This window comes from Limnohabitans sp. TEGF004, from assembly GCF_027924965.1.
Taxonomy (GTDB): Bacteria; Pseudomonadota; Gammaproteobacteria; order Burkholderiales; family Burkholderiaceae_C; genus Limnohabitans.
In genome coordinates this window covers 1,590,574-1,605,330 of the sequence record NZ_AP027056.1, presented here as the reverse complement: position 1 = coordinate 1,605,330, position 14,757 = coordinate 1,590,574, and the positions used below count along the sequence as shown (strand labels likewise).

The following is a 14,757-nucleotide window of genomic DNA, read 5'->3' as shown; positions in this document are numbered from 1 at the left end:
TTTTTCATTAGGGCAATGAAACTCAGTTGGACTTGATGCCAATGCCTTTGAACTCACCCGTGGCAATGCGTTTCTCCCACTCGGCTGGGCCGGTGATATGTGCGCTGGTACCGCCTGAGTCCACAGCCACCGTTACGGGCATGTCGACCACGTCGAATTCGTAAATGGCTTCCATGCCGAGGTCGGCAAAGCCCACCACTTTGGCGTGCTTGATGGCTTTAGACACGAGGTAAGCTGCGCCGCCCACCGCCATGAGGTAAGCCGACTTGTGCTTCTTGATCGCTTCAATGGCTGTTGGGCCGCGTTCAGCTTTGCCCACCATCGAGATCAAGCCAGTTTGCGACAGCATCATCTCGGTGAACTTGTCCATGCGTGTGGCGGTGGTGGGGCCTGCAGGGCCCACCACTTCGTCGCCCACTGGGTCAACGGGGCCCACGTAGTAAATCACGCGGTTGGTAAAGTCCACTGGCAACTTCTCGCCTTTGGCCAGCATGTCTTGAATGCGCTTGTGTGCGGCATCGCGGCCAGTGAGCATCTTGCCGTTGAGCAAAATGGTTTGGCCTGGCTTCCAGCTCGCCACTTCTTCTTTGGTGAGGGTATTGAGGTCCACACGTTTGCTTTTTTCTGTGTCGGGTGTCCAGTTGACGTTGGGCCACAGATCCAGCGAAGGGGCTTCCAAATACACAGGGCCAGAGCCGTCCATCACAAAGTGGGCGTGGCGTGTGGCAGCGCAGTTGGGGATCATCGCAATCGGCTTGCTGGCCGCGTGCGTGGGGTACATCTTGATCTTCACATCAAGCACGGTTGTCAAGCCGCCCAAGCCTTGTGCGCCAATGCCCAAAGCGTTGACCTTGTGGTACAGCTCCAAACGCAGTTCTTCGACTTGAGTGAGCTTCTCGCCCTTGCTGGATTTCTCCAGCAACTGGTACATATCGAGGTCGTCCATCAAGCTTTCTTTGGCCATCAGCACGGCTTTTTCAGCGGTGCCGCCAATGCCGATGCCGAGCATGCCAGGAGGGCACCAGCCTGCGCCCATGGTGGGTACAGTTTTAAGCACCCAGTCAACCACGTTGTCGCTTGGGTTGAGCATGTACATCTTGGATTTGTTTTCGCTGCCGCCGCCTTTAGCCGCCACGGTCACGTCCACCTTATCGCCCGCCACGATTTGCGTGAAGATCACTGCAGGGGTGTTGTCTTTGGTGTTTTTGCGGGCGAACTGTGGGTCATCGACCACAGATGCACGCAGCATGTTGTCTGGGTGGTTGTAGCCACGACGTACGCCTTCATTGATGGCGTCTTCCAAGCTGCCGGTGAACCCTTCCCAGCGCACGTCCATACCGACTTTCAAGAACACGTTCACGATGCCGGTGTCTTGGCAAATTGGTCGGTGGCCCAAGGCGCTCATCTTGCTGTTGGTCAAGATCTGCGCGATGGCGTCTTTGGCTGCAGGGCTCTGCTCGCGTTCGTAGGCGCTGGCCAAGTGCGAAATGAAATCAGCAGGGTGGTAGTAGCTGATGTATTGCAGAGCGGCAGCGACCGATTCAATCAGGTCGTTTTGGCGGATCGTGGTCATGGATGAAGTCCTGAAAAAGGCCAGAGGTAAAAACAGCGACTGAGTTTACTCAAAGCCGCTGTCGGAATGCTTTCAGCGTGGGCTTACTTGATGGTCAGCACCCAAGCGGCCAGTTTTTTGGCGTCGGCATCGTTCACTTGGGTGTTGGCTGGCATGGGCACGGGGCCCCATGCACCAGCGCCACCTTTTTGAATTTTGATGGCGAGTTTGTCAGCCGCTGTTTTGTCGTTGGCGTATTTGGCTGCCACGTCTTTGAACGCTGGGCCCACCAGTTTTTTGTCTGTGGCGTGGCAGGCCATGCAGTTTTTAGAGGTGGCCAAGGCCAAGTCTGCCCACGCGGGCGTACACAACGCAATGGCGGCAAATGTTGCGAGTTTTAAGAGTAACTTGTGCATGGCAATACCTCGTCAAAGTTGGTGAAGTGCCTGACCAGTTTAGCGTGCGTGTTGGCTGTACTTATTTTTATGCATATGCCCCGCGGTATGCACTTGTGAGACATGTGGCTGTTTGGCTGTGGGCCATAATCTGCAGACTTTTTAGCTGTTTTACTGACCGGAGCCCACACATGCCTGCTTATCGTTCCAAGACATCCACCGCTGGCCGCAACATGGCGGGTGCCCGCTCTTTGTGGCGCGCCACAGGCATGAAGGATGACGATTTCCAAAAGCCCATCATCGCCATTGCCAACTCGTTCACGCAGTTTGTGCCAGGCCATGTGCATTTGAAAGACTTGGGTCAATTGGTGGCGCGTGAAATTGAGGCCGCAGGCGGTGTGGCCAAAGAGTTCAACACCATTGCGGTGGACGACGGCATTGCCATGGGCCATGACGGCATGTTGTATTCGCTGCCTAGCCGCGACATCATTGCGGACTCGGTGGAATACATGGTCAACGCGCATTGCGCAGACGCCATTGTGTGCATTTCCAACTGCGACAAGATCACCCCCGGGATGCTGATGGCTGCCATGCGCCTGAACATCCCTGTGATCTTCGTGTCAGGTGGTCCGATGGAGGCGGGCAAGGTGCGTTTGGCCAATCCGCAAACGCAAGTCATGGAATTCAAAAAGCTCGACTTGATCGATGCGATGGTGATGGCGGCAGACGACAAAGTGTCGGACGCTGACTTGGCCGAAGTTGAACGCTCCGCTTGCCCGACCTGCGGTTCATGCTCTGGCATGTTCACCGCCAACTCCATGAACTGCTTGGCTGAAGCTTTGGGCTTGGCCTTGCCTGGTAACGGCACTGTGGTTGCCACGCACGCGGACCGCGAGCAATTGTTCAAGCAAGCTGGTCGCACGATCGTGGAGCTGTGCAAACGCTATTACGAGCAAGAAGACGCCTCTGTGTTGCCACGTTCTATGGGCTTCAAAGCGTTTGAAAACGCGATTGCGCTCGACATCGCCATGGGCGGCTCGACCAACACTATTCTTCACATCTTGGCGATTGCCCAAGAAGCGGAAATTGAATTCACCATGGCCGACATCGACCGCATGTCCAAAATCGTGCCTCAGTTGTGCAAGGTCGCACCCAACACCAACAAGTACCACATCGAAGACGTGCACCGCGCAGGCGGCATTATGGGCATCTTGGGTGAGTTGGACCGCGCAGGCAAGCTGCACACCGATGTGGGCACCGTGCTGGGCAAGACCATGAGAGAAGTCTTGGACGAGTGGGACATTGCACGCAACCCATCCGATGTAGTGAAGAAGTTTTACATGGCCGGCCCCGCTGGCATTCCCACGCAAGTCGCCTTCAGCCAAAACACCCGCTGGCCTAGCCTCGACACCGACCGCGCAGAGGGTTGTATTCGTGCCGTTGATCACGCCTTCAGCCAACAAGGTGGCTTGGCCGTGTTGACGGGCAACATCGCTTTGGACGGTTGTGTGGTCAAGACTGCAGGCGTGGACGACAGCTTGCTGGTATTTGAAGGCCCCGCCCACGTGGTCGAGTCACAAGACGAAGCCGTGGAGCACATCTTGAGCGATCAGGTCAAAGCAGGCGATATCGTGGTGGTGCGCTACGAAGGCCCTAAGGGCGGCCCAGGCATGCAAGAAATGTTGTACCCCACCAGCTACATCAAGTCCAAAGGCTTGGGCAAGGCCTGTGCCTTGTTGACCGATGGTCGTTTCTCTGGCGGCACATCGGGCCTGTCGATTGGTCACTGCTCGCCCGAAGCTGCAGCTGGCGGCACGATTGGCCTGGTCAAGAACGGCGACCGCATTCGCATTGACATTCCTAACCGCAGCATCAACGTGTTGGTGAGCGATGACGAGTTGGCCAAGCGCCGCGTTGAGCAAGACAAACTGGGCTGGAAGCCTGTGTTGCCACGTCCACGCAAAATTTCGGCTGCGCTCAAAGCCTATGCCTTGTTGGCCACTTCGGCGGACAAAGGTGCGGTGCGCGATTTGTCGCTGCTCGACTAAGTCACAGGGCAAACACGCATGCTGATTCACCCGCAAATTGACCCCGTCGCCATCGCGCTGGGGCCCATCGCCATTCATTGGTACGGCCTGACTTACTTGGCTGCGTTTGCATTGTTTGTGGGCTTGGGTCACTTACGATTGAAGCACGAACCCTATGCCGCACAAGTGGTGTTGGGTTCGTGGTCGAAGCAAGACGTCGAAGACATTTTGTTTTACGGTGTCATGGGTGTGGTCTTGGGCGGGCGCATTGGTTATTGCGTGTTCTACAACCCCGTGTATTACCTTGAGCACCCGCTCGAAGTGTTGGCCGTGTGGCAAGGTGGCATGAGCTTTCATGGTGGCATGCTGGGGGTGTTTGTTGCCACGGCCGTGTTTGCTTGGCAGCGTCACCGCCCTTGGTTGTGGGTGACTGACTTCATTGCGCCGTGTGTGCCGACCGGCCTGGCCGCAGGCCGTGTGGGTAACTTCATCAACGGTGAGTTATGGGGCAGGGCGGCAGACCCATCGCTGCCATGGGCCATGGTATTTCCGCAAAGCGGTGCGCTGATGGCTCGCCATCCCTCGCAGATTTACCAATTCTTGGGCGAAGGCATTGTGTTGTTCATTGTGTTGTGGCTTTATGCGCGTAAGCCACGCGCCATTGGCGCTGTGTCGGGTGTGTTCATGATTGGCTATGGCAGCTTGCGCTTCATGGCTGAATACTTCCGTGAGCCCGATGCGCATCTGGGCTTGTTGGCCTTGGGCATGAGCATGGGTCAATGGCTGTGCGTGCCCATGGTGTTGGTTGGTGTGGCCTTGTGGCTGCGCGCTGCCCGCCATCCAATCCCCGCTTAATTTTTTTGTATTAAGGGTTAGCCCCTTGAGGGAAAGTCCCTGCGCATCAGGGCTTATTTGTTTGGTCTTGGCTCTCATAATTACGCGTAATTACAGAGCAATCGAAAGACACCCTTACCTTTATGCGCGCGCTTCCCAGCTCTTTGCACGACGATGTGGCTTCACAGCTGCGCAACTACATCTTTGATGGTCAGTTGCGGCCTGGCAGCTTCATCGACGAAGTGACCTTGTGCGAGCTGTGGTCCATCTCTCGCACGCCGCTTCGCGAAGCACTCAAGGTGCTCACGGCCGAAGGCTTGGTGCGACACGAACCCCGCCGCGGTTGCTTTGTGAATGAAGTCACAGAGCAAGACTTGGATGACATCTTTCCCGTCATCGCCATGCTCGAAGGCCGCTGCGCATTCGATGCCACACAACGCGCCACGCCCGCTGATGTGCAAGCGCTAGAGGTTTGGCACCAACGCCTCAAACAGCACGCTGAGGCAGGGCGTATCAACGATTACTACGAAGCCAACTTCGCCATTCACGAAGCCATCATTCAATTGGCCAACAACAAATGGCTGGCGCAAACCATTGCTGATTTGCGCAAAATTTTGAAGCTCGCACGCTTGCAGCAGTTGCATGCGCCCGGGCGTTTGAAGCAAAGTTTGAAAGAACACTTGGCGGTTTTCGATGCACTCAAAGCGGGCAATGCCGCAGGGGCTGATGCCGCTATGCGTGACCATTTGCTGAAGCAACGCGAGGCCTTGCGTGAGCTGGCCTCGACCCAACGCAGTGTGTTGACGGCTTAAACCGAGAAAGAGGAATTGGATGAACGCGACAACTTGGCTCAGCAGCAAACTCAATTTGCTACGTAACTCGGCGCCTGCTGCTGCCGAAGCCTCCAAGCCAGAAGATCGCTCCACGCGCGAACGTTTGGATGCCACCTTGCGTCAAAAGAAAGAGGCCCTGTCGCCCCGTACTTTGCGTCGCACCCTCACGCTCTTACAAGCTGTGGTTGACCCACGTGTCAGCGAAGTCGAGGGCGGTCGCCGCGCCAAGGCCTTGGCCGATTGGTACGCTAAAGCCGAGCCCGCAGAGCGACAAGATTTGTGGCTGCTCATCAGCGAGCAGTTCGGCCCTGATGCCGTCAAAGTGCGCGCCGCACGCGATGACTACGACGCTGCTCTGGGCACCGTGGATGAAGGGCCTGCTGAAATTCGCCTGCGCCGTGCCTTGGTGTCACCGCGTACACGCTTGCTGCAACGCTTTGCGGCTTCTGCGGGCGGCATGCGTTTCTTGGTGGATTTGCGCGCTGAGTTGTTGCCTCACCTCAAAGGCAATAAGCGTTTGCAAGCTTTGGACGCCGAGCTGGAAAACCTGTTCTCAACTTGGTTTGATGTGGCATTCCTTGAGTTGCGCAGCATCAGCTGGGACTCGCCTGCTTCCTTGATTGAAAAGCTCATCAAGTACGAAGCTGTGCACGACATTCGCAGCTGGGCCGATTTGAAAAATCGCCTAGACAGTGACCGCCGCTGTTACGGTTTCTTTCACCCTAGCTTGCCCAATGAGCCTCTGATTTTTGTGGAAGTCGCATTGTTGAACGAGATGGCTAACAACATCATGCCGCTGCTGGATGAATCAGCTGCGCCAGAGGATTTGCAAAAATCGACGGTGGCGATTTTTTATTCCATCAGCAACACACAAGGTGGTTTGAAAGGCGTGAGCTTTGGCGATTCACTCATCAAGCGTGTGGTGGAAACACTCAAAGAAGAATTTCCTAAGCTCAAAACGTTTGCCACCTTGTCGCCCATTCCAGGCTTGCGTCCTTGGTTGTCAAAAAATGCTGCAGAGTTACTAGGCCAACTCAATGAGAAAGAGCTGTCTGCTTTGGGGCGTGAAATCAGTTTTGAGCCTCCCACCGCCAGCCATGTGTTGGCAGCCATTGAACAGCCTCAAGTGTTGGAGGTGTTGTCGGCTAAGTCACCCTTGCGCCAGTTCCTCACGCGTGCGGGTGCGCATTACCTAGGTCTTGGTAAGCAGGGCGAACAAGTGCTAGACCCTGTGGCACGATTCCACTTGGGTAATGGCGCACGCATTGAGCGCATCAATTGGTTTGCTGACCCATCGACCAAAGGCATCAAACAATCGCACGGCTTGATGGTCAACTACCTCTATGACCTCAAGCGTTTAGACAAACACCGCCAACTGCTGGAAAAAGGCATTGCCCCAGCCTCAGGCGATGTAGAAGACATGTATTTCAAGTGAGCTAGTTCAATAAAACCATCAGGAGACACGTATGAAAAATTTCAAAACAACATCCAACCGTCGACAGTGGCTAGCGCTGACTGCTGCTGCATGTGCTGCATTCAGCTTTGGTGCGCAAGCACAGAGCACATGGCCCACCAAACCCGTGACGCTGGTTGTCCCATTTCCAGCAGGCGGTGGTACAGACACATTTGCACGTCCTTTCTCTGCACAGTTTTCCAAGCAAAGCGGCAAGACATTGGTCATTGACAACCGTGGTGGTGCGGGTGGCAACTTAGGCGCAGGCGTTGCAGCCAAAGCTGCGCCCGATGGCTACACCTTGTTCATGGGCGCGGTGCATCACTCAATCGCACCCGCGATGTATCCCAAGCTCGACTACGATTTAGAGCGTGACTTTGTGCCTCTCGCTATGGTGGCCAGCGTGCCACACGTGCTGGTGGTCAACCCCAAGAATGTGCCGGGTGACTTCAAAGCCTTCATGCAAATGGTGCGCAACAACCCAGGCAAGTTCAACTACGGTTCGGCAGGCGGCGGCACCTCGCACCATTTGGCGGGTGAGTTGTTCAAGCTGCAAAGCAAAACTTTCATCACGCACATTCCTTACCGTGGTGCAGGCCCAGCTTTGCAAGACCTGATTGCGGGCAACGTGGACATGATGTTCGACGGTTTGGGATCTTCGGCTCAGCACATCAAAGGCGGTCGCATCAAAGCGTTGATGGTGTCTGGCAACAAACGCAACCCCTCGTTCCCCGATGTGCCCTGCGCAGCTGAACTGGGCATGCCCGACTACAACGTGACCACTTGGTATGGCCTATGGGCGCCCAAAGGTACACCGGCCGATGTGCAAGCCCGCATCATCGAAGAAGTGCGCAAAGCCGCAGTTTCAGACGACATCAAAACCAGCTGGGCGAACAGTGGTGCCGAGTTTCCAAACGTGACGGGCACTCAGTTTGGTAGCTTTGTCACAGGCGAAATTAAAAAATGGGCTGCTGTGGTGAAAGCCTCTGGCGCCAAACTCGATTAACTGAAAACAGACGATGAATCACAACCTGTATGCGGCTTTGCGTGCCGCGTTTCCGAAAGATTTAAACGCAACTGCGATCGAAACAGACGATGGCTTGCACTACAGCTGGTCCGACCTAGAGCGTGCCAGCGCGATGATGGCCAATCTGCTTGACTCGCTTCACATTCCCAAAGGTTCACGCGTGGCGGTGCAAGTGGAGAAGTCGGTCGAAGCCGTCATGCTGTACCTTGCCACCTTGCGTGCAGGCTATGTGTTTTTGCCTTTGAACACGGCGTACCAAAGTGCAGAGATTGAATATTTCATCGGTAACGCTGAGCCCGCTGTGGTGGTGTGTAGCAGCAAGAACTTTGGCTGGGTCAGCAAAATTGCCTTCAAGGCGGGCACGCAAAACGTGTTCACCTTGGACGACAACCGCACAGGTAGCTTGCTAGAGCGCGCGGCACATGGCTCAGACCAACACCAAGTGGTACAAAACAAAGCCGATGATTTGGCCGCCATTTTGTACACCAGTGGCACGACAGGTCGCAGCAAAGGCGCCATGCTTTCGCACGGCAACATGTTGAGCAACGCACAAACCTTGAAAAGCTACTGGGGCTGGAAGCCCGGTGATGTGCTGATTCACGCCTTGCCCATCTTCCATGTGCACGGTTTGTTTGTGGCCATCCACGGTGCTTTGCTCAACGGCAGCAAGATGATTTGGATGTCCAAGTTCGACCCCAAACTCGTCATCGCCAAAATGCCCGAAGCCACCGTGTTCATGGGCGTGCCCACGTTGTATGTGCGCATGTTGGCCGAACCAAGCCTCACCAAAGCCCAAGCGTCGAACATGCGTTTGTTTGTGGCAGGTTCAGCCCCGTTGTTGTTGGAAACATTCAACGAGTGGCAAGAGCGCACAGGTCAAACCATCCTCGAGCGCTACGGCATGAGCGAAACAGTTATGCTCACCTCCAACCCTTATGCTGCTGATGCGCGCTACCCCGGCCAAACCGAACGCCGTGGCGGCACGGTGGGCTTTCCATTGCCCGGCGTGTCCTTGCGCGTGCAAGACGACGAAGGTAAGGCCTTACCCGTGGGCGAAATTGGCGGCATTCAAGTCAAAGGCCCCAACGTGTTTGGCGGCTACTGGCGCATGCCCGAAAAAACCAAAGAAGAGTTCACCGCCGACGGTTATTTCAAAACCGGCGACGTGGGCAAGGTAGATGAGCGCGGTTACGTGGTCATCGTGGGCCGCAGCAAAGACCTCATCATCAGCGGCGGCTACAACGTCTATCCCGCAGAGATTGAGGGCTACATCAACGACATGCCCGGTGTTGCTGAAAGCGCCTTGATCGGTGTGCCGCATCCTGACTTCGGCGAAGTGGGCGTGGCGGTTGTCATTGCCAAACCCGGTGCCAAGGTGGATGCAGACGCGGTGGTTGCCGCACTCAAGTCACAACTGGCGAACTTCAAAATTCCCAAGAAGTGTTTTGTGGTGTCAGAGCTGCCACGCAACACCATGGGTAAAGTGCAAAAGAATTTGCTGCGCGATCATTACAAAGACTTGTTTTAATTTGCCTACCCACACGCTGATGCTGACGGGGCTGTGAGGCAGCCGTCGCACAGCCCTGTCAGCATCAGCGATAGAAAAACAGAAGCACAAACAAAAAAGCCACTCCCAAAAAGAGTGGCTTTTTAATTGAAGCAGAAAAACTTAGCCAGCCAAAGCCGCCGAGTTCACCCGTTGCGTGATGTGCGCCAAAGCCTCGTCCACTTGGTCAATCAAGATCAAGCACAAATCGCCTTTTTGCAAGCGCTCCATCGCACGGTCAATCGCCAAAAACTCACCGTGAATTTCGTCGATATGTGTCGTGCGCTTCGCGCCGTCCAAACCTTGACGCAAGAGCTTCAACACCTCGCCGTCCACACGGCCGCGTTGGCATGCGTCTTGGTACAACACCACATCGTCAAACGCTTCACCAATCAGGCGCGTCTGCTCACGGATGTCTTCGTCACGACGGTCACCCGCACCGCTGATCACCACGCTGCGGCGTTGCGCGGGCAGGTTGGTCACGGCTTGCACAAGTGCCTTGATGGCATCTGGGTTGTGGCCGTAATCGGCAATCACGGTGGCGCCTTTGTAGTCGAACACGTTGAAGCGTCCGGGCACCGCATTGCTGTCGCTTACAAATGTGGCCAAGCCTTTGCAGATGGTTTGCCAAGGCACGCCTATTGCCCATGCCGCGCCGATGGAGGCCATCGCGTTTTCAATTTGGAAGCTGATCGCGCCACCGCGTGTGACAGGAATTTCCGACAAAGGAATGCGCACCGAGTGGCTGCCTTGCATGGCCACGATTTGGTCGTCTTCCACAAACAACACGCGCTTGCCTTGCGCACGGTGCGTGGCAATGACGGGGTGGTGTGAATCCAAACCAAAGAAGGTCACTTGGCCTGGGCACTTGTTGGCCATGGCCGCCACGATGGGGTCGGTGGCGTTGAGCACCGCTGTGCCGGATTCGGCCACGTTTTGCACGATGACGCGCTTCAACACCGCTAAGTCTTCGACGGTGGTGATGTAGTTCAAACCCAAGTGGTCGCCCATGCCGATGTTGGTGACGACTGCCACTTGGCAGCGGTCAAAGGCCAAGCCTTCGCGCAACATGCCGCCACGAGCGGTTTCGAGTACGGCTGCATCCACATCGGGGTGTGCCAACACGTTGCGACCGCTGCGTGGGCCGCTGCAGTCGCCGCTGTCGGTTTGACGGCCGTTCACATACACGCCATCGGTGTTGGTCATGCCCACGCGCAACCCGTTGGCGCGCAGCAGGTGAGATGTCAAACGCACGGTGGTGGTTTTGCCGTTGGTGCCCGTGACAGCAATCACAGGAATGCGGCCATCGCCGCCATCTGGGAACATGGTGGCCATCACGGCCTCGCCCACATCACGGCCTTTGCCGAACGAAGGGCTCAGGTGCATGCGCAAGCCGGGGGCGGCATTGACTTCCACCACACCACCGCTTTGTTCTTCGAGGGGACGCAAGACAGATTCGCACACCACGTCCACACCGCAGATGTCGAGGCCCACCATTTGCGCAGCCGCAATGGCACGCAACGCTACTTCGGGGTGCACGTCATCGGTCACGTCGGTGGCAGTGCCGCCTGTGGAGAGGTTGGCGTTGTTGCGCAGAATCACGCGTGCGCCTTTGGCGGGCACGGAGGTCGCTTCGTAGCCTTGTTCCTTGAGGCGTGCAATCGCGATGTCGTCAAAGCGAATTTTGGTCAACGAGGTGGCATGGCCTTCACCACGACGCGGGTCGGCGTTGACGATGTCGACCAACTCACGCACGGTGTTTTTGCCGTTGCCAATCACCAGCGGAGGTTCGCGGCGGGCGGCGGCCACGAGCTTGTTGCCCACCACCAGCAAGCGGTAATCGCTGCCGGGCAAGAAGCGCTCAACCAGCACCTCTTCTCGGCAAGCGCGTGCAGCCACATAAGCGGCTTTGACGCCTTCTTCGGTGGTCACGTTGACAGAGATGCCTTTGCCTTGGTTGCCGTCGCGTGGCTTGATGACCACGGGCAAGCCGATTTCTTGGGCAGCAGCCCAAGCATCGTCGGGGCTAATCACAGGGCGGCCCAAAGGCACAGGCACACCGGCCGCATGAAGCAACTTCTTGGTGAGTTCTTTGTCTTGTGCGATGGACTCAGCAATCGCGCTGGTGGAGTCAATCTCGGCCGCTTGAATGCGTCGCTGCTTGCTTCCCCAACCCAATTGCACCAAGCTGCCTTCGGTCAAGCGACGGTAGGGAATGCCACGCGCAATGGCCGCGTTGACGATAGAGCCTGTGGATGGGCCCAAGCGAATGTCTTCGTCGAGTTCACGCAGTTGGTGAATGGCGGCGTCGACATCGAAGCTGGTGTTGTTCAGTGCGGCAAGACACAGCTCGTGAGCGAGTTTGATGGCCATGATGCCCACTTGCTCTTCGGTGTATTCCACGGCCACTTGGAACAAACCGTGGTCTGTGGTGGCTGTGGTGCGGCTGAAGGTGACGGGGCAGCCCGCCTCAATTTGCAAATGCAAGGTGGCCGCTTCGAGGGCGTGCGCCATGCTGAGTTTGACCTTGTGGTCGGTGGGTTGCAGGTTGCCGACGCCTGGGAACAAGTTGCGCAAGCGATTTTCGAAATCTGGGTGTTGGCTCAGGTCGATTTCATTCGCATCGCAAGTGGCCATGGCTTCCACGGCAGTGTGACGGGTCCAGAGGTTAGGGCCGCGCAGAGCGCGGATACGAGAGACTTCCATTAGCCATTCATCCTTGCAACGTCTTTGGCAACGTGTTGGTTTTGTTGTCCGAAATTTTTCAAGCCAGCGCGAATCAGTAATGGTGCAATGTCCAGTGCCCAAGCTGCGGCAACAGCAGCGAGCAGCGTGGAAATTTGCAAGCCGTCTTTAAGCAGACGTGCAATCAATTCGAGGTCGAGGTGGAACAGCTGTGTTTCTTGGTCGCCACGCGCCAAAGTCACGTGACCGTCTTTGCAGAACACAGCACGTCCGCCGTTTTGCAAATGGGCCATCAGGGTGGCGTTGTCTTGGGCTTTGGCGTAGTACACCACTTCACCATCGCTCAACTCGGCCAAGGTGGTCACCGCTTCTTCATCCGCATTGAGCACGGCGGCACCTTCGGGTAGCACCAAGTCAACTTGGGTGCGGACCACGGTGCGCATTTGTTCAGGCGTTTGGATGTCGTGTTTTTCAATCAGCGCTGTGTTGGTCTCGGGCATGTTGGTGACCACGCCAATCAAGCAACGGTCGTAGGCCAAGCCTTCGTCCAAGATGTGTGCGGGTGTGGTTTCAAACACGGCGGCATCCAAGGCGCGATTGATGAGCAAACGCTCGGAGGCTTCGAACCCACGCGAGTCGGTTTTGCCCAAGTGCTGTTGGTCCATGTACAAACCATCTTTGCAAGCCAAGCCTGTGCGTTTGCCAGACAGGTGCAACAACCAAGCCACGAGTTGCGATAACTCGGTGGTTTGTTGGCTGCCCACAATGCCCACCACGGGAATGCGGCCAGACTCGTTGGGGCCAAACAAATGTTCGACGATTGCTTTGCCCACAGGGCGGGGTTGGCCTACGGCGGGTTTGACGTGCATCAGCAAGCCTGGGCCTGCGTTGACTTCGATGATGGCGCCTTTGGTTTCTTCCAAAGGGCGAGAGATGTCTTGGGTGACGATGTCGATGCCAGCAATGTCCAAACCAATCACACGTGCGGCGAGGGTGGCCACAGCGGCGACTTCGGGGTGGACCAAATCGGTCACATCGTTGTTGAGGTTGCCGTTGCGTTGCACCACCACGATGCGGCCTTTTTCAGGCACGCTGTCGGGCTTCAAGCCTTGGCGTTGGATTTCGAGCAGCGACATTTCGCCGCGTGGGGTGTGCAAGCGAATCAGGTCGAGCGGGAAGCCTTCAGCGATGCCGCGACGTGGGTCGGTGTTGATTTGGCTGTCGATCAACTGTTCCACCGTTGAAGTGCCATCGCCTGTGATGCAAGCGGTTTCGCCACGTGTGGCAGCCACCACGCGGTCACCCACCACCAGCACGCGGTGTTCGTCGCCGCGCACATAGCGCTCGATCAACACTTCGCTGCCTTCTTTTTCAGCAGCCGTCCATGCGGTGCGCACGCCTTCTTCGGTGTTCACGTCGAGCGACACGCCCCAGCCACGGTTACCGTCGAGGGGCTTGACCACCACGGGCAGACCGATGTCTTGGGCGGCTTCCCACGCTTCATCAGCAGTTTTGACAATTTGTCCTTCAGGCACAGGAATGCCGCACTGTGTGAGCAAGCGTTTGGTCAAGTCTTTGTCGCTGGAGATGCTTTCAGCAATGGCGCTGGTGCGGTCGGTCTCGGCCGTCCAAATGCGGCGTTGCTTAGAGCCGTAGCCCAGTTGCACCAAGTTGCCTTCGGTCAGGCGGATGAACGGCGTTTTGCGTTCCACCGCTGCATCGACGATGCACGCGGTGCTGGGGCCTAAACAGCGCAAGTCGGCAATCTTTTTCAAACGGTCCACAGTGGCCGTGATGTCGAAGGGTTTGTTGTTGGCAGCAGCCATCACGAGCTCACGGGCGGCGAGGAAGCTTTCGCGGCCCAGCTCTTCGTGCTCGGTGCGAAACACCACTTTGTAAATGCCGCGTTTGCTGATTTCACGCGCCTTGCCAAATTCAGCGCGGGCACCAGCCAAGAGCTGCAACTCGATGGAGACGTGCTCCATGATGTGGCCCATCCAAGTGCCGCCGACCAAGCGTGTGAGGAAGCCGCCACGATGGCCTACGCCGCAGTGGTGCTCGACCAAGCCGGGCAACCAACCGTTGATGCGGTCGTTGAAACCATCAATTTTGTTGGAGGGGTGGTCTTCCATCTCACCCAAGTCGATGAGCGCTTCGATGATCGGGCGGTAAGTCCAAATATTGGGCCCACGCAAGTAGTTCATGCGCAGGATTTGAATGTCTTTGAAGGCCATAAATTAGCGGAGGTTTTGAGCGGAGGTTTGGGTGGCTGAAGCAGGGGGGGGAGCCGAGGTCACCACAGCGACCTCCGAGGCTGCGGCGATACAATCATTTGCATACGTGTGGGGGTACAACAAAGTCCTGGCTCCTGCTTTTTATTTTTATCGCCGTCCATCGATTTGCAT

Annotated in this window: 10 protein-coding genes; 6 read left to right on the top strand and 4 right to left on the bottom strand. The window is 56.5% G+C overall.

All coding sequences use genetic code 11. From position 1 onward, the window contains the following. Positions 1-22 precede the first annotated feature (22 nt). Both LINBF2_RS07570 and LINBF2_RS07565 read right to left on the bottom strand, forming a co-directional pair. Positions 23-1,573: a fumarate hydratase gene (locus LINBF2_RS07570; protein ID WP_281887908.1), complete on the bottom strand. Its 1,551-nt coding sequence runs from the start codon at positions 1,571-1,573 to the stop codon at positions 23-25. An 83-nt stretch (positions 1,574-1,656) separates the two neighbouring features. Further along, the gene (locus LINBF2_RS07565) at positions 1,657-1,968 is read right to left on the bottom strand and encodes a c-type cytochrome (protein ID WP_104797187.1); all 312 of its coding nucleotides are present in this window, start codon (positions 1,966-1,968) and stop codon (positions 1,657-1,659) included. Between the two features lie 170 nt (positions 1,969-2,138). Here LINBF2_RS07565 and ilvD point away from each other — a divergent pair, with 170 nt between their 5' ends. The 6 genes from ilvD (at position 2,139) to LINBF2_RS07535 (ending at position 9,649) form a co-directional block, all read left to right on the top strand. Further along, positions 2,139-3,995, top strand: a complete 1,857-nt coding sequence (ilvD, locus tag LINBF2_RS07560; protein WP_281887905.1) for a dihydroxy-acid dehydratase — start codon at positions 2,139-2,141, stop codon at positions 3,993-3,995. An 18-nt stretch (positions 3,996-4,013) separates the two neighbouring features. Beyond that, complete coding sequence (gene lgt / locus LINBF2_RS07555; protein ID WP_281887903.1) at positions 4,014-4,829, top strand: prolipoprotein diacylglyceryl transferase; 816 nt, start codon at positions 4,014-4,016, stop codon at positions 4,827-4,829. Positions 4,830-4,951: 122 nt separating this feature from the next. After that, a complete protein-coding gene (locus LINBF2_RS07550; RefSeq protein ID WP_281887901.1) occupies positions 4,952-5,620 on the top strand; it encodes a GntR family transcriptional regulator in 669 nt (222 codons plus the stop codon). 19 nt (positions 5,621-5,639) lie between these two features. Further along, positions 5,640-7,076 carry a malonyl-CoA decarboxylase gene (locus LINBF2_RS07545; protein ID WP_281887899.1) on the top strand — a complete coding sequence of 479 codons (1,437 nt, stop codon included), beginning with the start codon at positions 5,640-5,642 and terminating at the stop codon, positions 7,074-7,076. A 31-nt stretch (positions 7,077-7,107) separates the two neighbouring features. After that, the gene (locus LINBF2_RS07540; protein WP_281887897.1) at positions 7,108-8,100 is read left to right on the top strand and encodes a tripartite tricarboxylate transporter substrate binding protein; all 993 of its coding nucleotides are present in this window, start codon (positions 7,108-7,110) and stop codon (positions 8,098-8,100) included. Positions 8,101-8,113: 13 nt separating this feature from the next. Beyond that, entirely contained in the window at positions 8,114-9,649 is a 1,536-nt protein-coding gene (locus LINBF2_RS07535; RefSeq protein ID WP_281887895.1) for a malonyl-CoA synthase, read from the top strand. A gap of 141 nt (positions 9,650-9,790) precedes the next feature. On the opposite strand, the gene cphA (LINBF2_RS07530) is transcribed toward LINBF2_RS07535, so the two are convergent. Then, a complete protein-coding gene (gene cphA, locus LINBF2_RS07530; RefSeq protein WP_281887893.1) occupies positions 9,791-12,373 on the bottom strand; it encodes a cyanophycin synthetase in 2,583 nt (860 codons plus the stop codon). Next, complete coding sequence (gene cphA, locus LINBF2_RS07525; protein WP_281887891.1) at positions 12,373-14,586, bottom strand: cyanophycin synthetase; 2,214 nt, start codon at positions 14,584-14,586, stop codon at positions 12,373-12,375. Before cphA (LINBF2_RS07525) ends, cphA (LINBF2_RS07530) begins: the two co-directional genes overlap by 1 nt. Between the last annotated feature and the right edge of the window lie 171 nt (positions 14,587-14,757).